A 17,945-nucleotide genomic window follows, 5' to 3' on the forward strand; every position below is an offset into this window, starting at 1 on the left:
ATGCGCATCTAAGTATAGTAATCATTATTAAAACCGATACGCAAATGATCATTAAACTGTAATGGGCTAAGTGAGTTAATCAACATATCTCGATTAGCCTTATAGCGCATGGTTATTTTTCTATTAGCTGGCATAAAGTCGATATAAAATGTATGGTAGATTTGCCGCTTTTGCTCATCTTTGTAACAACTACCGTGTTGCTCGCCCCAGGTACCAATCCAACCGTACTGAAAGGCATATATTATGCTATTGGCCAATATTGGCTTTAATTGTCGCATATGTTGTTTTACTCTTTCTACCTCAGGCTCTGGGATATGGTTAGCATATTTATAAACAAATCTAACCAAAAGCTTAACACCGGCTAATTTAGCCTGGCTAAAAATATAATTAATTAGCTCGATAGCCTTGTCATCAAGATCGCTATTTATATATTCTGTCAGATAAATATATTGCTGAACAATTTGATAACGTTCACCGACAATCTCTTTTTTATATAATTCGAGTAAAATATTGCCATTTTGTTTTTCTCTAGAAAAAGGATTTATTAAATCTTCGTTTAATAAAATCATATTTTCATATCTAAAACCCCGTTCCGGGTTCATTATTATTACTGTGCCATTCTCATCGGATGGATAACGCCCACGATAGCTTGCCTGCTGATATTGAGTTGAGTTTTTCATTACTATTCCTTTGTATTGTTATATTTAATATTAATAAATAAATTAATTTCTAATCAAAACAATTACAACTACATATAAAAAAATTATTAAAAAATTTCATAATAAAATTTCATGATTAGCATTTAACATTTATATTAACTTAAATTAACGATTTAATTTATAAATATAAAAACAAAAGCAAATAGAAAAATATTCAAAAGGTTCTAATAAAGAAAATTAATACGATTAAACTTTATAATATACAAGGTTTCAGCAAAGGAATAGTTACTGTACATAAATATATAGAAAATAAAAATAAATAAGACACAAAAACCGCACAAAAAAATTTCCGCAAAATAAACTTTTATTTTATAACGATATAAATAGCTATATTTAATTTTGATAAAAATAATATTTTCAAAATCAACAACAATAACTATCAATAATTATTCAATTAAATATTCATAAAAAACCAAATAATTATGCAAAAAAAGTTGTTAGATTAATCGTTTCAGCTAATGAAAAAACATCCTCTATTAATTTTTTAATTACAGTTGGAAATAATTAACAAAAACGAAATTACAGTTAATTTATTATCAAAAACTATTGGTAAATTAAAATGTGAAATCACCTAATAGTAAAAATAAATTTAATTACTCAACTAAACTTAACTCAATTATTTCATGTTTTTATTAAAAATTTTATTAAAAATTCAAATAAAAAAACCGCTAGCTTTTAAAAAAAAATATGTTATGATTTTTTTCTATTCATTTCTTATTAATAAATAATAAATTAAAAAATATGAATATAAATCATCATCAAAGATTTTATATTCTATTAATTCATATTCCTTTTCTTTAAAACACCGATAAAGCCATCTAATATAAGTGAGGGTTTTATGTCACACCAAATTAATGAAAATGCAATTCAGAATATTATTAGTTAATTAACGCTAAATCATTAAGTGAACTGGCTGATTACGCTAAAGAAGAACTTTATCAAGTTGCTGATGATCAATTAAGCTTACATGATTGTGACCTACTTTTAGCTCAGGCTAAAAAAATCCAGGCCAAAAATAGTACTCAATACCGGCAACAAATTACTCGTCAAGCCATTCCTAAACAATCAACACACCTCGTCGCGACGCAACTAGAGACAAATTTTAGCAACGCTAAAGCGCAACAACTCCAGTATGACGAAACAATGGCTTTTAGTAACAACTTTATCCCCAATCGTGATACCGATTTTGTTAATCAGGGTAATATTGCGTCGATGTTTTCACCTGCCGCTTATCTGGTAAGACTTTATCGCGAAGCGCAAACACTGCAACCTGCAAATTCACCCTATAATATCGATAATCGTCGCCCTGATTTGGCCGATCTGATTTTAAGTCAGGAAAACATGGATACACCACTATCCACCTTGTCACTTTCCAATCAAATACTAGCAGCGCAAATTGGTAAAAAAATCGGTGATGACGATAAGCAAAAAATTCTCGATGCCTTAGCTCAAGATACATTAAACCCCGATGGCCCCTATTATTATTACACCGACGCCATCCAACAAGTATTGCAAAACCATAATGTCACACTCGCCCAATTAATTCAGCCGGAAAATCGTCCCGCAAATACCAATCAAACATTTATCATATGTACGGATTTGAAAATATCGCCACCCATTTACACATTGCTAACGACGGCAATTACACCCGATAATCTTAACGCTGAGTATCAAAAAGTGTTTGGCGCCATTGCGCCACAAACCCTGATGACAGCGATTGCGCTGGCAGAACATTACTATTTACCACCTGAATTCTTTGAACTATTACTACCCAATAAAGATGATACGGAAGCACAATTAAAACAGCATCTATTAAAAGTGCATAAAATCGTTTTATTACATAAAACCACACAACTGACCCCATTAACCCTGTCGGAATTAATGACCGAATATAGCGATAATATTACTGATAACACTCTCGTTGATATTTTGCATATCAAACAGTATGAGCAATTCTACCGCTTGCAAGAGCAGCAAGCGCGCATTTGGGTCGGTATAAAAATCAGTCAAACTGCGGTTAATGGCCAGCTTAGTCAATACGATCAACTATTTAATAACCCGCCTTTATATGGCCAAAAATTCGCCCCAGACGATAAAGAGTATGATGTAGCCCCTAACGCGCAAAACGTCTTTAAATCAAACTTAAAGCAAGCATTTGCAGTGAATGATCAAGAACTATATCAAATGTTCCTGATATTTAACGATAATGATAATAGTAGCCTTTGTAAAAATAATATAACTTACACCACGGCTTTTTATGAATTTTATTTGCTCGCTACTGCTAATCAACTGACTATTGCAGAATTAACAATTTTATATGACCTACTAGATCATCATCAGATTCCCATTGAAACATTTATTAACAAACTCCATACCACCGTTGAATGGCTCAATAACCAAAATCTTAATGTCGCAAGCTTAGTTGCCCTAACAACTAACAATTTTGATACTAATCAATCACCTGAAATCGAAAATCTAATTATTACTTTAAACAGTAATTTACACGACACGACTTTATTAGATAACCCGCTCAAAAAGGCTTTGGCTCCCTATTTTGCCTCTCAATTGGCCCTCTCTTCGCCAGACATCGCTTATCAATTATTGGTTTGGCTAGATAATATAAAAATCCATCCGGAAGATCTGGACACTAATCAATTTTGGCAGCAAGTGTCTAAAATCGATATTGATAAGCCTTTTACCCTTAGTCAAGAAGCCATCCGTTATTGTCACCGCATTGCGCAATTAGCGCTTATCACCAATATCTTTAAACTATCCTTAGCTGAAGTGACACTGATTGTTAATCAACCTGACCATTTGAAAAAAAACTTAACTAAAGTTTATCCAACGGTGGAAAATTTGCAGTTTATTACACAATTCCACAACTGGACAATGCAATTAATGACTCAAGCGCCAGTCGTTATTACCACCCTATCTAAAGATCAACTGACGGTTAGCATGCTGGCCAAAGCCATTAATGCACCACTTGATGAATTCACTGCTGCGGCACAACAAGTGGATCCTCTTGCCACCAGCGACACCATTATTACTGATGTGCAACACTGTTTATTTATTCAGCAGTGGTATCAGGCGGGAGAAATCTTAGCAGTTGATGCAACGGTAGTTGGCAGTTTATATGATCCTAGTAATAATTATCCATTATCGCTTTCATCACTACAGCTACAAACCCAACTTCCCTTCAATCAATTAAAAGTAGGTATTGCCAACATAACCAAAGAGTATCATAAGGGTAATTTCTATCAAGCCGCTGTTATTGATAATGATGGTGATATTGAGCTATGGGATTTAGTGCGGCAAAAGATAGATGCTTATTATCTTTACGTAGAAGTTTACCCGTTCGGTAACAATCAATTTAAAATTATCTATCAAACCGAGCATCCTGATAGTAGAAAATTGGGTTGGGGCTGGTTATCACCAAAAGGGTTTCAATACTTAGGCAATGTCAAAGACGTTGAAAACGAGCCGGGCTCACATTATGAATTGACCACTTACATTGATTGGCATGAGATTGAAGATACGGATATGCTTACGTTGGTATTATGTGATCACGGTGATCCGATTACCACCATCAGCCCAGTTAATTTCCAACGGCAAGATTATCCAACACAAAGTTTTATCGACCAACTGGCGACAGAATTAAAGATTGCTATTCCCACTCAGCCGGATCTGGATCCCTTTTTATTCTCCTTAGCCACCAGCTTGTTAAATGCTCTTAACAAGACACAACGCAAAACCGTAGACGGCCTTCTGGCTGAAAACCTGAGTAGCGCTCAATCTTATTATTATCTGGAGCATGTTGCCGATAACAGTCTTGCCCTTACCAATCGAGATCAATTGTATAGTTACTTGCTAATTGATAACCAAGACAGTTATCAAGTCACCACCAGCCAGATAGCCGCAGCCAATGCTAGTGTGCAACTCTATATTAACCGCTGTATCCAGCAGCCAGAGCATGAAGTTGGGGTAAATTATTCCGCGCTACAACGGCCATTTTTCCAAAACTGGGAGCAATATAATCGCCGCTACAGTAGCTGGGCTGGTATCAGAGAACTAGATTACTATCCGGAAAACTATATTGATCCAACCCAACGGATCGGCCAAACCCAGATGATGAATAAGCTGCTACAAGCAATTAATCAAAGTCAATTAACCAGCGATATCGTTGAACAAGCTTATCATAACTACCTGACGGATTTTGAATTGGTTGCTAACTTAACCATAATCAGTGGCTATCATGATGAATTGAATGTTGAAACAGGTTTTACCTATCTTCTTGGTGCCAGCCAAGAGGCTTCTCCTACTTATTCTTGGCGTAGCCTTAATCATAATATGTTTATCAACCAAGGATTTCCTGCTGATGCCTGGAGTGAATGGCAAGCCATTACCGCCTCAGCCAAACCGTATCGAAATCTTATTCGGCCGATGATCTATAAATCACGCTTATATCTGTTTTGGTTAGAACAGCGGCAAATTAATGTTGAGAAAAAGGATAACGCTAAAAAAGCCAAAGAACCGTCTATTCCCGAATACACTTACGATTTAAAACATTCACATCTATTGTACGATGGTAATTGGAGCACGCCATATACTTACACCACACTCAACATCCGTGATGGACTGCTTCTTCTTTTAGATAAAGACAACCCTGACATCCATGAACAAGTGGGTTTATTTGTTAGTAGCGACCTGACTAAAAAAGATATTTTAGTCATATTGTACCAAAAGCACGAAAAATATGACCAAGCATTTATTCCTGAGGGACAAGCTTGGGAAATTACCCAAGATTTTTCCCTTATCCATGACAACAATGAGCAAACAAATTATTTCCTCAGTCTACAAGTTATTAAACGTGAATTAGACACCACCAGGTATCTCGGTGTGCCCGCACCATTTATCGAACACAATAAAGTTCAAGTTCCTACTAATATTATTACAACTTTTTATTCTATTGCCCCTGCTATACCCAATGGTCTTGCGCCGTTATCACAGGGCTTAAGCCAATTATTGCTAGCAAAAGAAATAATCAATAATCAATATAGTTTAACTGGAACAATTATCCGTATAGAAGCCAAGGGCCAGGACAACCATTACTTAAATACTGGTGATAATGATTTAGATCTCTTCATGGATCATTTACAGCAAATATATCAAACAACCCCTTACGGTCAGGTTTTAGTCAATTATTATAATGTGCCTAATTTTCCAACTAAATTCGTTTTTCTAACCGCAATATTAAAATTGGCAGCCAATAAATACACCGTAGTCACCTATACGAATAACACCTCCTTTTTCGCTAGCTCTATTATGCGTACCTTTAATGGTATAGTTTTGCCAAATAAACAACAGAACTTTGATAACTGGCAAACCGATGTTATTGATGCGCCAGATAATTCTACTCTTGCCGAAATCTATACTCAAGCCAATGGCCAGGTATTTACTGTAGATGGTAATGCTGAACCATCCATGCTTATTCAACGACCGTATAAATACATTTTAGCGCCTAGAGCTATTGTAAACGGACTTGTTGTTCCGATTCAGCCGAAGGAAATCGTTAATGGTGATAGTACTTGGAACATGATATTAGCAAATCAATCATGGAACTTTGATATAAATGAAAACATAACTTCTTCAGCATCAAATATAGAATTAACTATCACGGTCAGAGATCGAGATAATGGCAACTTAGGTTCAGTAACACATGTTATCCCATTAGAAAGAAAAACTGCCGATGATACTCAACCGCTATTACTTAAAACGGCCAGTAATAAAGCACAATATATGGAAGGCGGGTTAAGTTATATTTATCAATCCAACAAGCTGGAAAAGCATAGCGGTATTTATCAAGTCCGCTTAAATACACTATTTGCTAAAGAACTGACTTCTCGCGCTGATCGTGGGCTAGATACTTTATTAAGCCTTGATACCCAATATATGCCTGAGCCTAACCTGCCACGTACCGGTGTGCAAGTAACCTTAACGCTAAAACCTTATAATGAAATTATTCATGGCAGTAACAAAATCTTTAAACTTAGAGAGACTGATATTTGGGTAAGTGGTGATTCATTACTAATTTACACCGGCGAACTGAGTGATCAACCGACTACCGTGACCTGTTTCTTAAATCGTTATAACGATGCCCATGGTAATAAAGATAATCTCTATTTAGAAGCAGAATATCAAAGTGGCAAACAACCGGATATTTTATTTCATAAGATAGATGGTAAGAAAGAATGGCAATTAGACAAAAATTATCATGGTGGTACCTTTCCCGGCTTAGAAAGTATTGATAACGTCGAAAGCTTCTTTGCTAAAATGGACAATACAACTGAACCAATGGACTTTGCTGGTGCTAATGCGCTCTATTTCTGGGAGCTATTCTATTACGGACCAATGCTAGTAATGAAACGCCTGATGCAAGAGCAAAATTTTGCCGATTCAGCCAGCTGGTTAAAATTTATTTTTAGCTCGGCAGGTTATGATCGTGGTCAGCAAAATCAGTACTGGAATACGCGCCCATTGCTGGAAGATACTAGCTGGAATGAAGTGCCTGAGGATATCACCGATCCCGATGCGATTGCGCAAGCCGATCCGATGCATTATAAGTTATCCACTTTGATGAATATGATAGAGCTACTCATCGCCCGCGGTGATCAAGATTATCGTCAGTTAGAGCGGGATACCTTGGCGGAAGCCAAAATGTGGTATGTGCAAGCGCTGGAACTGATGGGTGAAGATGAACCTTCCAGACCAACTAGTTGGCAAAATCCGACGCTAAAAAATGCCGCCCAATTAGAAGAACACGCAATATTTAAACCTGAAAAAAATACCAAGTGGCAAGAGCTACGCTTCACGTTGATACAAAAACTGTACAACTTACGTCATAATCTCACTATCGATGGTAAACCACTCTCCTTACCCTTGTTTGCCACGCCAGCTAATCCAGCCGATCTATTAAGTGCAGCGGTTGCCAATGCGCAAGGAGGTATTCCACTACCAACCGATATTACTTTGGGCTTGTATCGTTTTCCACCAACCCTTGAAAGTGCCAAAGGGGTAGTGACACAACTTACCCAGTACGGTAATACCTTGCTTGCTATTATTGAACGACAAGATGCAGAAAAAATGGCAATGCTATTGCAAACCCAAGGTTTAGCCTTATCAAAGCAAAGCCTGGAAATGCAGAAAACCGCCCAAGACGAATTAAATGAGGAAAAAAAGGCGCTGCAAATTGCCATCACCGCGGCCAAAGAGCGTAAAGATCACTACAAAGCCCTGTATGATCAAAATATGAATACGGGTGAACAAAAAGTTATCGATTTACATATCGCCGCCGATACTTTAATGACGACAACCAAACCAATCTATATGGCCGCCGCGTTAGCTAATCTAGCACCCAATATCTTTGGTTTAGCCGATGGCGGTATGCAATATGGTGCTGTTCCTACTGCAATAGCCTTAGGTATAGAAACTGCAGCCAGTGGTATCTTGACTAGCGCTGATAAAACGACCCAATCAGAGATATACCGTCGTCGCCGTCAAGATTGGCAACAAATGTATCAAACTGCTGACTATGAAGAGCAACAATTGACCGCTCAATTAGCGGCGCTAGAACAACGCCTTACCGCAGCTAATCAACAATATAACTACCTGGCAACCCAGCAAACCAATACCTTAGAGCAATTTAATTTATTGAAAAACAAGTTCACTAATGAAGCCTTGTATAACTGGCTGCGCGGTCGCTTATCCGCCATCTATTTCCAATTCTATGATTTGGTTATTGCTCGCTGTTTACGCGCCCAAAGTTCATTCCAGTGGGAAACACAAAAATCTAGCCAATTTATAAAACCTGGCGCCTGGCAAAGTACTTACGCCGGCTTACTGTGTGGTGAAGCCTTGATGCTCAACTTAGTTACCATGGAAGAAGCTTATCTGAAATGGGAAGCCAGAGCACTCGATGTTGACCGTACCGTTTCTTTGGCTGAATTCTATCAGGATATGCCCGATGGATTTGATCTACGAGAAACCATTCGTAAATTGATTAATGGCGAAAGTAGCGGGCCGGTCGGGAATGGGGATAATAAAGTCAGTCTGGATCAAAATACCTTATCCGCCGCCATCAAAATTGCCGATTTAAAAATACAGGATGACTACCCCAGTGATCTTAACCTGGGTAACGTCCGACGTATCAAACAAATTAGTGTGTCGTTACCTGCGCTAATTGGCCCTTATCAAGATATACAAGCCGTGCTGGAATACACAGGTGCTATAAAACTCAGTAATGGCTGTAAAGCTATCGCTATTTCTCGCGGTACTAATGATAGTGGCCAATTCCAACTGGATTTTAACGACAGTAAGTACCTGCCTTTTGAGGGGATCCCCATCGAAGATCAAGGAGGATTAATTTTACAATTCCCGAATGCGACCGAAAAACAGAAAGCCTTATTAAATAGTCTAACCGATATCATCTTGCATATTCGCTACACCATTCGTGATAACGGTTAATCACTATTTTTTATCGTTTAATTAATTTCGTTAGGCCCTACTTAGGGCCTTATGGGAGTTTAAAAATGTTAGATAATCCAAATAATCAAGATAAATTATCTATTGCGCCTCTTTCGTTACCGAAAGGTGGCGGAAGCTTACAAGGCATGGGCGAAACCGTTGGCACACCAGGCTCTGATGGTATGGTGCATATTACACTACCTTTACCTATTTCCAGCGGTCGCGGTTATGCACCTTCTTTGAACTTAAATTATAACAGTGGCTCTGGTAACAGTGCCTTTGCTATCGGCTGGAATATTGACTTACCCAGCATACGTCGCCAAACCAGTCACGGCCGGCCACTTTATCAGTTAGACGATACCTATATTGGCATAGATAATGAAGTGTTGGTTGTCGCCGTTGATCAAGCCGGCCAACCTATCCGTTATCAAAAAGATAGCTGGCAAAATATAAAACTAGCTGAAAGCTATCAAATTACTCAATATCAATCACGCATTGGCACTGGCTCCGAACGTGTCGAATACTGGCAACCAGTAGCGGCGCAATCCAGTCAAATGCCATTTTGGTTGATCTTCTCACCAGATGGGCAAATCCACTGTTTTGGCAAATCGGCTAATGCCAGAATTTTTGACCCTAAAGAAGAGCAACACATTGCCGTATGGTTACTGGAAGAATCAGTTACACCTAGCGGAGAGCACATTTTTTATCAATATCAAGCGGAAAATGACCAAGCAACTTCTGAGCAAGAACGGCGACAACATCCATTAGCCACTGCTCAGCGATATTTGACGACGGTAAGTTACGGTAACCTACGCCCCTATGCGCCACTCTATAGCTTAACCGACACAATACCGCCACCAACCGATTGGTTATTTTATCTAATATTGGATTATGGCGAGCGGAGTAATCAAACCGATAAAGCGCCTGAATTTCTGCCACAACAAGCCTGGTCTATGCGGCAAGATCCCTTTTCTCGTTATGAATATGGTTTTGATATCCGCACTCGCCGTCTATGCCAACAAATACTCATGTTTCATGACCTGCGACAACTGCAAGGCTTACCTCATGAAAACACACCTCCAACACTGGTTCGTCGTTTACAGTTACACTATGATCAACAAGCCATTGTTAGCCAGTTAATCCGTTGCCGACAATTGGCCCACGATGAAAATAACCCGCTACTGCTGCCACCGATTGAATTTGATTATCAACCATTTGGCCCACCTCCCGCTAGTGATTGGCAGCCCTTAATCGAATTTAACAGCATGAAAGATCAACAACAGTATTATCTGGTTGATCTGTATGGTGAAGGTACTGCCGGTATTTTGTATGAAGATAATTATGCCTGGTACTATCGTGACCCGATACGTGGCCAACTACAAACCGATGAGATCACTTATTCACCACCACAACAGTTACCTAATATACCCACCCTACTCCACGGTGGCACTTTAATGGATATCAATGGTGATGGACGGCTGGAATGGTTTGTAAGCCAAATCAATATTGCTGGTTATTATGCCCAACATCCAGATAGAAGTTGGAGTGATTATATCCCACTGCTAGCTATTCCTAACGAATTACAAAATAACCAAGCCCAATTTGCCGATATTACTGGCGCTGGTTTAGCGGACATTAGCCTAATTGGCCCGAAAAGCGTGCGTTTTTATGCTAATCAACGGGAAAGTTTTGCTGCGGCAATCAATTGCCCACAAGCCCCATCTGTCGAATTACCGATTATGGGCAAAGATGAGCGCCAATTAGTCGCCTTTAGTGATCTATTAGGTTCCGGCCAGCAACATTTGGTCAGTATTCGCCATAACGAAGTGACCTGCTGGCCTAACCTTGGCCAGGGTTTATTTGGTGACCCGATCCAGCTTAATGGTTTTCAGCAACCACAAGATAGCTTTGATCCAAAACAACTCTATTTAGCCGATCTAGATGGCTCCGGCACAACCGATATTATCTATTTAATGTCCGATCACCTGTTGATTTACCTGAATCAGTCCGGCAATAGCTTCGCCGCACCGGTAACTATACCACTGCCTGACGGTGTGGCTTATGATGATACCTGTCAGTTGTGGATTGCTGATATCCAGGGCTTAGGCGTCGCCAGTTTGATCTTGAGTAAACCGCATATGCAACAACAGCACTGGCGTTATGATTTAGCCAGTCAAAAACCTTACTTGCTTAATCGGCAAAATAATAATTGTGGTACCGATAGCAGTTTTTACTATCGCAGTTCAGTCCAATTCTGGTTAGATGAAAAACAACAAGCAATCGAACAAAATAAAAGCTATGCCAGCCACCTGCCATTCCCCATCCAACTACTCAATAAAATTAATCAGCTTGATGAAATTACCATGAGTTGTTTTAGCCAAAGTGTTAATTATTTTCATGGCATGTATGATGGTATAGAGCGCGAATTCCGTGGATTTGGCCGCGTCGATATTGTCGACTCAACAGAAGACGCAACCGGTAACACCGACCAACGTAGTATGCCGTCACTCTTACGCCAATGGTTTCATACCGGTAATATTAATGACGAAGTGTCTTTTACTAGCGAATACTGGCAAGGGGATAAACAGGCGTTTCCTGCCGGTAAAACCCGCCTCACCCAATACCAGCAAGATCAGGATGTTCCGATCATCTCGCCGGATGAACAGCAAAAATTCTGGGCTTATCGATCATTAAAAGGCAGTCTATTACGTAGTGAACTTTATGGTTTAGATCATGCCGTTGACGCCGAAAATCCTTATAGCGTTAGCTATTACCGTTATCAAGTTAGGCTAATTCCGGCTGTCACAACCGCCAAAACTGGCCTAGCGATGGCACCAATGTCTTTGGAGCAATGGGATTACAATTATGAACGTATTGCAGAAGACCCCCTCTATGGCCAAAACGTTAATCTTGCTTTTGATGACAACGGCACCTTAATTCATAATGTTGCCATCAATTATCCTCGTCGGCCAAACAGTACAATACCGCCTTCGCTCTGGTTACCAGAGGGTGCCTTTGAGCAGAGTTATGATCCGCAACAACAACTATTACGCATAAGCGAAAATCAAATCCGCTATCACAATTTAAAAACCCAAGAACAGTGGCGGTTAAATATTGCTGATGCGCAACGAACAGATATGATTACCTTGCCGGCCAGCGATGTGCCAACTGAAGGATTTTCGCTAGAATCACTATTAAATCCCGATGGTATATTGAGTGAAAATACACCGCGAGAGTATGCCGGACAAAGTAAAATATACTACCTTGCTGGCGGGGAAAATAAACTAATATCGGTTCCCACTCTCCAAGCCTTGGTCGCCTTTACTGAACAAGCCGAGTTTGATCAACTGAGTTTGGTGGCATTTGAACCGGTACTCACTGAGGCACAAATTGAAGAATATTTAACCAATGCCGGTTATATCAAAACTGAATACTTGTTCCCTCGTCCGGGGGAAGAAAATAAAAGTATTTGGGTAACCCGACTTAACTATAGTGAATATTATAGCGCAAAGGGATTCTATTACCCTTATCGTCAGCGACATTCATTACTAACCGGCGCAACCGATTATCAATGGGATACCTATTACTGTGTGATAGTAAGTACGACTGATGCTGCCGGCTACTTTACATATGCGGATTATGATTACCGTTTTCTGACACCTTATCAGATTATAGATATTAACGATAATATCAGTTATGCCAATTTTGATGCCTTTGGACGCGTCTCTTCCAGTCGAATTTGGGGCACTGAAGAAGGACAGCCGGCGGGATTTCCGTTACCTGATGTTGTTCCTTTTATTCCACCTGACTCGATTGATGCCGCATTGACTATGCCATCACCACAACCTGTCGCCCAATTTTACTTTTATGCACCAGAAGCATGGATGAAACCGGCAACAAAAGAGATTGTCTCAATAGTGGCAAACTCCTCCTATGACTATAAGCAAGTTATTGATGAAAAAGATAATATTAATGTTATTGGTTATCAACGCTGGTTACGTAATAACAAAACGTCGGTAGATAACACTCAGTTTGCAAATGATACTGAAAGGCAACCTCCCTATATTTTAACTGTCACCACTGATCGTTATTATCCTGATGTTCAACAGCAGCAACGCCAACAAATTAACTTTATTGATGGCGCCGGCCGCTCGCTACAAACAGCACTAAGGGTTCCCGCGGGTGATGCTTACATCGTCACAAAAGCTGGCAATTTAGCCAAAAATAAACGTGGTACAGCAAAACAAGCGCCTACCAGCACCCGATGGGCAGTTACTGGTCGGGTAGAATATGATAATAAGGGGTTAGTTGTTCGCCAATATCAACCTTTTTTTAGCAATAGCTGGCATTATATTATTGATGATAGCGGCCGTGATGACTACTATGCTGATACCCACTATTACGATCCGTTAGGGCGGGAAATACGAACGGTTACCGCTAAAGGCTATGAGCGACGCCAACAATATTATCCCTGGTTGACTGTCAGTGAAGATGAAAATGATACTGCAGCAGATTTAACAAATTAGTCATTTTTTCAAACCAATAGCATATTATCTAAAATAAAAAAGATAATATGCTATCACTTACCTGGTAATACGATATTCATGGATAAGATAGCACTTTGGCGCCAGTGGGCGCGAATTCCCCAGCAGACGGTTTACTATCATTGGTAGCGTGGCAATAACATTCATGGTCAGGATAGTTATAAAACAGATTTTTAATTTTCCTAACCCTAAACGCCATTTTTATTACTTTTAACAGACCCGACTGTTAATTTTTATTCTGCATCAAATATAATACACGACCAAAACTAACCGAACGACTACCAATTTTTTGCATTCCATCTTCTGGAAGATAACTAAATTTTACGTAGAGTATATCACCATCAGATTTTTCTTTACTATTTAACGAATTTGTAATGCTGTAAAGTTCTTTTAGATCCGCAGGAATACCCGCTGCATCGGTAATAACTGTCCCGGCAGGTACAAATTTAAGCACCTGCTCAAGGGTTTGAACTAAAAAATCCTGCAACGGGAAAAGTCCACTAAAACGTTTGCGCGGTATGTAGCTTGTGATACCCATGTATATTTCAGGGATTTCCTGTAGATGGTTTTCGATGCCACAGGTTTCATTTTTTTTCAGATATTCAAAAATCTCCACAGTTGAGCCGATGAGTACCAGCGGCTTAACGCCAGCACCTTTTTCTGAAAAAAGAAATTCGTTATTGCTACTTTTAACCGCCTTTTGCAAAGTTCCTCGGTCCTGAATAACGGAGAAAAATTTACCTTCTTTGACAACCGGTGCAGGTTCACGCCACATATTTATATCACTGGCTTGCACAGTACTGCTAATTGCTGTCGCAGCCAGCATCATTACAGCAGTCATTTTATTTTTCATAGGACAACTTCCTTGTTGTTTACCATAGTATCTGTATGGCAATACTATCACCAATATGAACAAAAAATAACCTTGACGTGACTAAAATATAATCCGAATATGATCAATAAAAACCGATTGCAAAAAATTTGCCTCCTGGCAGCAGAATATGGTGTCTGAGTGTCTTGTCTGTTTTAGCGACTATGGCGTCATGATTTACTAGCATATGGAAAAGAAAACATAAAAATTTCTTGCCAAATAATATTACAATATATTGTCAATAAAAATTGATAGATTACTGCTAATTAAAACTTATTTTTATTGTTCTATATCATGATGTAAAAGTTGCTAACTAATCGCTAATCAACCTTCTGGCATAACTTAGTCTTTTGCAACTCATTGTTATTGCGCGCTAACCAAAGTGACACGGCTTTTAGCGAGTCGGGCGTAAATTCATGACTGCGGGCATGAATTTCTTCTGATGTTAACCAAAAAACCGATTCCACTTCCGTTTCCTGTAAAGCAAAAGGGCCATGACTAACACAACTAAATAAGCCGCCCCATACCCGACATTTAGGGGTTTCATAATAAAAAAGTCCATGCTCAGCGAAAGGTACGTCGGCAATTCCCAACTCTTCTTCTGCTTCTCGGCGTGCAGCAGCCAACATACTTTCACCTTGGTTTACCACCCCACCAGCGGTGGCGTCCAGTAAACCAGGGTAAATATCTTTTATCTCAGTACGACGTTGAACTAAAATTTTGCCCATACCATCATGTACAATAATATACGCCGCTCGATGACGTAAATTCTCCGCTCTCATCTGCTGGCGTGTTGCCTGGGCAATGACTTTATTTTTATCGTCAACAATATCAATCCATTCTGCATCAACTACTTCGCTTATTACTTGCCCCATCTTAAAACCTTTCTCATTATTAAGCGGTCATCAATCTATTTACTTGAGTCTAAACTCAGTAACATTTTGATGCAAACCAAGTCTCAAACTTAAATAGCCATCTGCGCACTTTCCGCACTACATTTTTTAACTACAGCCTAAATAATCATAGTCTGTTATTAGCAGATACAAAAGCCCTTACCGTTACCGTCGATGATAGATGAAATAAACAAATAGGCATAAAATCACATCTATAAATTTTATAACCGTAATAAAATGATAATAAGCGCTAATTTAGTAAAATATAAAAAAAAATAGACTCCTTTTAGCCGCTAAATAAACGACAAAAAATGACTGAAATATATTATCTATTTCAATATTAATTACTTTTATCTATAATCAGAGTTATTTTTATAAATAATAAACAATATCAACAATAATTAATAAAATATTGTTTGAATATATCGATACTATCTCTTTAATTTCATTGTTTATATACTAACAATTTGTAAAATAACAGGTTGTTTTTACAATTAGTTTATTCATGAATATAAATCTCTTTTCATGAAAAATTAAAATAAATAAACTTGTATAATATGATTTTAAACATTGATTTAATAGTTTCATAAGATATATGAATAAACTATTATTAGAAAACTTACTATTTAATTTGTATTAGTTTTAATTAACCAATAAACTAACTAAAAATTAATATTAGCCACACAAATATTATTAATTAACCAATTTTGGCTAAGTTTTTATAAAATAATAAATTGGCAATCATTTTTCTGGCCAGTTTATTGATTATAACCTCAGTCTAATTATCTGCTGTTTCTTTAAATATCAATGCTATAGTTACTTATAACGTAAATGAAAACCACGGAGTGATAATGCGGATTTTTATTACTGGTAGTACAGGTTTAATTGGCTCGCGTTTGGTACAAAAACTTGTGATGCATTCACATGCCATCACCGTCTTGAGCCGATCATGTCAAAAAGTATACACCCTATTTGGTCGACATGTTGATTGCCTGACAAACTTAAATGAAATTGATAACCTTGATGGCTTTGATGCCATTATTAATCTTGCCGGTGAGCCAATTGCAAATAAACCTTGGACTAAAGAACAAAAAATAATTCTGTGTGAAAGCCGCTGGAAAATGACCGAACGCTTAAGCCAACTGATTAAGGCTAGCAAAAAACCAGCAAAAACATTTATTTCTGGCTCAGCGGTTGGCTTTTATGGTGATCAGGGACAAACCGTTGTTACTGAATCTGATATACCTCATGCCGAATTCACTAACCAGCTATGCCAAAAATGGGAATCCTTGGCATTACAAGCCGAAAGTGATAAAACACGTGTTTGTTTGCTACGAACCGGAGTCGTACTGGCAAAAGAGGGCGGTGTACTGAAGAAGTTGTTACCAATATTTAAAGCCGGGTTAGGCGGGCCAATAGGCAAAGGCAAACAATATATTCCCTGGATCCATTTTGATGACGTGATCAATGCTATCTTTTACCTACTTGAGACGCCAACATTATCTGGCGCGTTTAATATTACATCGCCTTATCCCGTTCATAATGATCAGTTCAGTGCCATCCTGGCTGAAGTTCTTAATCGCCCAGCACTGATTAGAACGCCAGAATTTGTTATTAAATCGATTATGGGAGAATCCGCTGCATTAATGTTAGGTGGACAGCAAGCTATTCCAAAGCGGCTTGAAGAAGCTGGATTTAAATTTCACTATGTTGACCTAAAAGAAGCGCTAGAATCATTACTACTAACTTCATCCGAAGAGACAATTACTTAACATTCTGCCAGCGAGTAAACAAAGTTTGGGGTAAAGTGATACCATACTGATCTAATACACGATTGACAGTTTGATCGACAATATCCTGTATTGTTTGGGGCTGATGATAAAAAGCTGGCATCGGTGGAAAAATTATCGCACCAATCTCTATAACATTCATCATTAATCTCAAATGGCCTAGATGTAAAGGTGTTTCTCTGACACCCAAAATCAATTTACGCTTCTCTTTCAAAATCACATCAGCCGCGCGCGCAATTAAGGTATCGTTGTAACTATTAGCAATACCAGATAAGGTTTTTATTGAGCACGGCATAATAATCATACCGGAAGTAATAAATGAACCTGAAGAAATGGCCGCAGCAATATCCCTATTATCATAAACAACATCAGCCATTGCTTGAACATCACGTAGACTATAAGTGGTTTCCAATGCTAACGTCTGCTTGGCGGCTGCGCTAACAATTAAATGGGTTTCAACGTCAGCAACAGAACGTAAAACTTCAAGTAATCGAATACCATAAATCGCACCACTGGCGCCTGTGAGTCCGATAATTATTCTCTGCATCATTTTTGCTCAATAATAACGATAAAATAGACTTCACTACTGTAGGCTTAACGATATCCGA

At 38.5% G+C, this 17,945-nt stretch carries 7 protein-coding genes; 3 read left to right on the plus strand and 4 right to left on the minus strand.

What is annotated here, in order from left to right:
* Window positions 1-8: 8 nt before the first annotated feature.
* Entirely contained in the window at window positions 9-680 is a 672-nt protein-coding gene (locus H1X92_RS01840) for a DUF4874 domain-containing protein (protein WP_180558608.1), read from the minus strand.
* A 1,041-nt stretch (window positions 681-1,721) separates the two neighbouring features.
* Here H1X92_RS01840 and H1X92_RS01845 point away from each other — a divergent pair.
* Both H1X92_RS01845 and H1X92_RS01850 read left to right on the plus strand, forming a co-directional pair.
* Complete coding sequence (locus tag H1X92_RS01845; RefSeq protein WP_255498972.1) at window positions 1,722-9,239, plus strand: neuraminidase-like domain-containing protein; 7,518 nt, start codon at window positions 1,722-1,724, stop codon at window positions 9,237-9,239.
* 65 nt (window positions 9,240-9,304) lie between these two features.
* The gene (locus tag H1X92_RS01850; protein WP_180558610.1) at window positions 9,305-13,765 is read left to right on the plus strand and encodes a SpvB/TcaC N-terminal domain-containing protein; all 4,461 of its coding nucleotides are present in this window, start codon (window positions 9,305-9,307) and stop codon (window positions 13,763-13,765) included.
* Window positions 13,766-14,009: 244 nt separating this feature from the next.
* Here H1X92_RS01850 and H1X92_RS01855 read toward each other — a convergent pair whose 3' ends face one another.
* Window positions 14,010-14,624, minus strand: a complete 615-nt coding sequence (locus H1X92_RS01855) for a hypothetical protein (protein ID WP_370520613.1) — start codon at window positions 14,622-14,624, stop codon at window positions 14,010-14,012.
* Window positions 14,625-14,974: 350 nt separating this feature from the next.
* Window positions 14,975-15,529, minus strand: a complete 555-nt coding sequence (gene yfcD / locus H1X92_RS01860) for an NUDIX hydrolase YfcD (RefSeq protein WP_180558611.1) — start codon at window positions 15,527-15,529, stop codon at window positions 14,975-14,977.
* Between the two features lie 869 nt (window positions 15,530-16,398).
* Here yfcD and H1X92_RS01865 point away from each other — a divergent pair.
* Window positions 16,399-17,319 (plus strand): TIGR01777 family oxidoreductase, encoded by a 921-nt coding sequence (locus tag H1X92_RS01865; protein WP_180558612.1) that lies wholly within the window; start codon window positions 16,399-16,401, stop codon window positions 17,317-17,319.
* On the opposite strand, the gene H1X92_RS01870 is transcribed toward H1X92_RS01865, so the two are convergent.
* Window positions 17,312-17,884, minus strand: coding sequence for a UbiX family flavin prenyltransferase (locus tag H1X92_RS01870; RefSeq protein WP_180558644.1), 573 nt, complete (start codon window positions 17,882-17,884; stop codon window positions 17,312-17,314). The two genes, H1X92_RS01865 and H1X92_RS01870, sit on opposite strands and share 8 nt — an antisense overlap.
* Window positions 17,885-17,945 lie beyond the last annotated feature (61 nt).

The organism is Arsenophonus endosymbiont of Apis mellifera (assembly GCF_903968575.1).
Classification (GTDB): Bacteria; Pseudomonadota; Gammaproteobacteria; order Enterobacterales; family Enterobacteriaceae; genus Arsenophonus; species Arsenophonus apicola.

Excerpts from the sequence above, each read along its gene's own strand:
- H1X92_RS01840 (WP_180558608.1), bottom strand. The coding sequence starts at position 680 with ATGAAAAACTCAACTCAATATCAGCAGGCAAGCTATCGTGGGCGTTAT.
- H1X92_RS01850 (WP_180558610.1), top strand. The coding sequence starts at position 9,305 with ATGTTAGATAATCCAAATAATCAAGATAAATTATCTATTGCGCCTCTT.
- H1X92_RS01855 (WP_370520613.1), bottom strand. The coding sequence starts at position 14,624 with ATGACTGCTGTAATGATGCTGGCTGCGACAGCAATTAGCAGTACTGTG.
- yfcD (WP_180558611.1), bottom strand. The coding sequence starts at position 15,529 with ATGGGGCAAGTAATAAGCGAAGTAGTTGATGCAGAATGGATTGATATT.
- H1X92_RS01865 (WP_180558612.1), top strand. The coding sequence starts at position 16,399 with ATGCGGATTTTTATTACTGGTAGTACAGGTTTAATTGGCTCGCGTTTG.
- H1X92_RS01870 (WP_180558644.1), bottom strand. The coding sequence starts at position 17,884 with ATGCAGAGAATAATTATCGGACTCACAGGCGCCAGTGGTGCGATTTAT.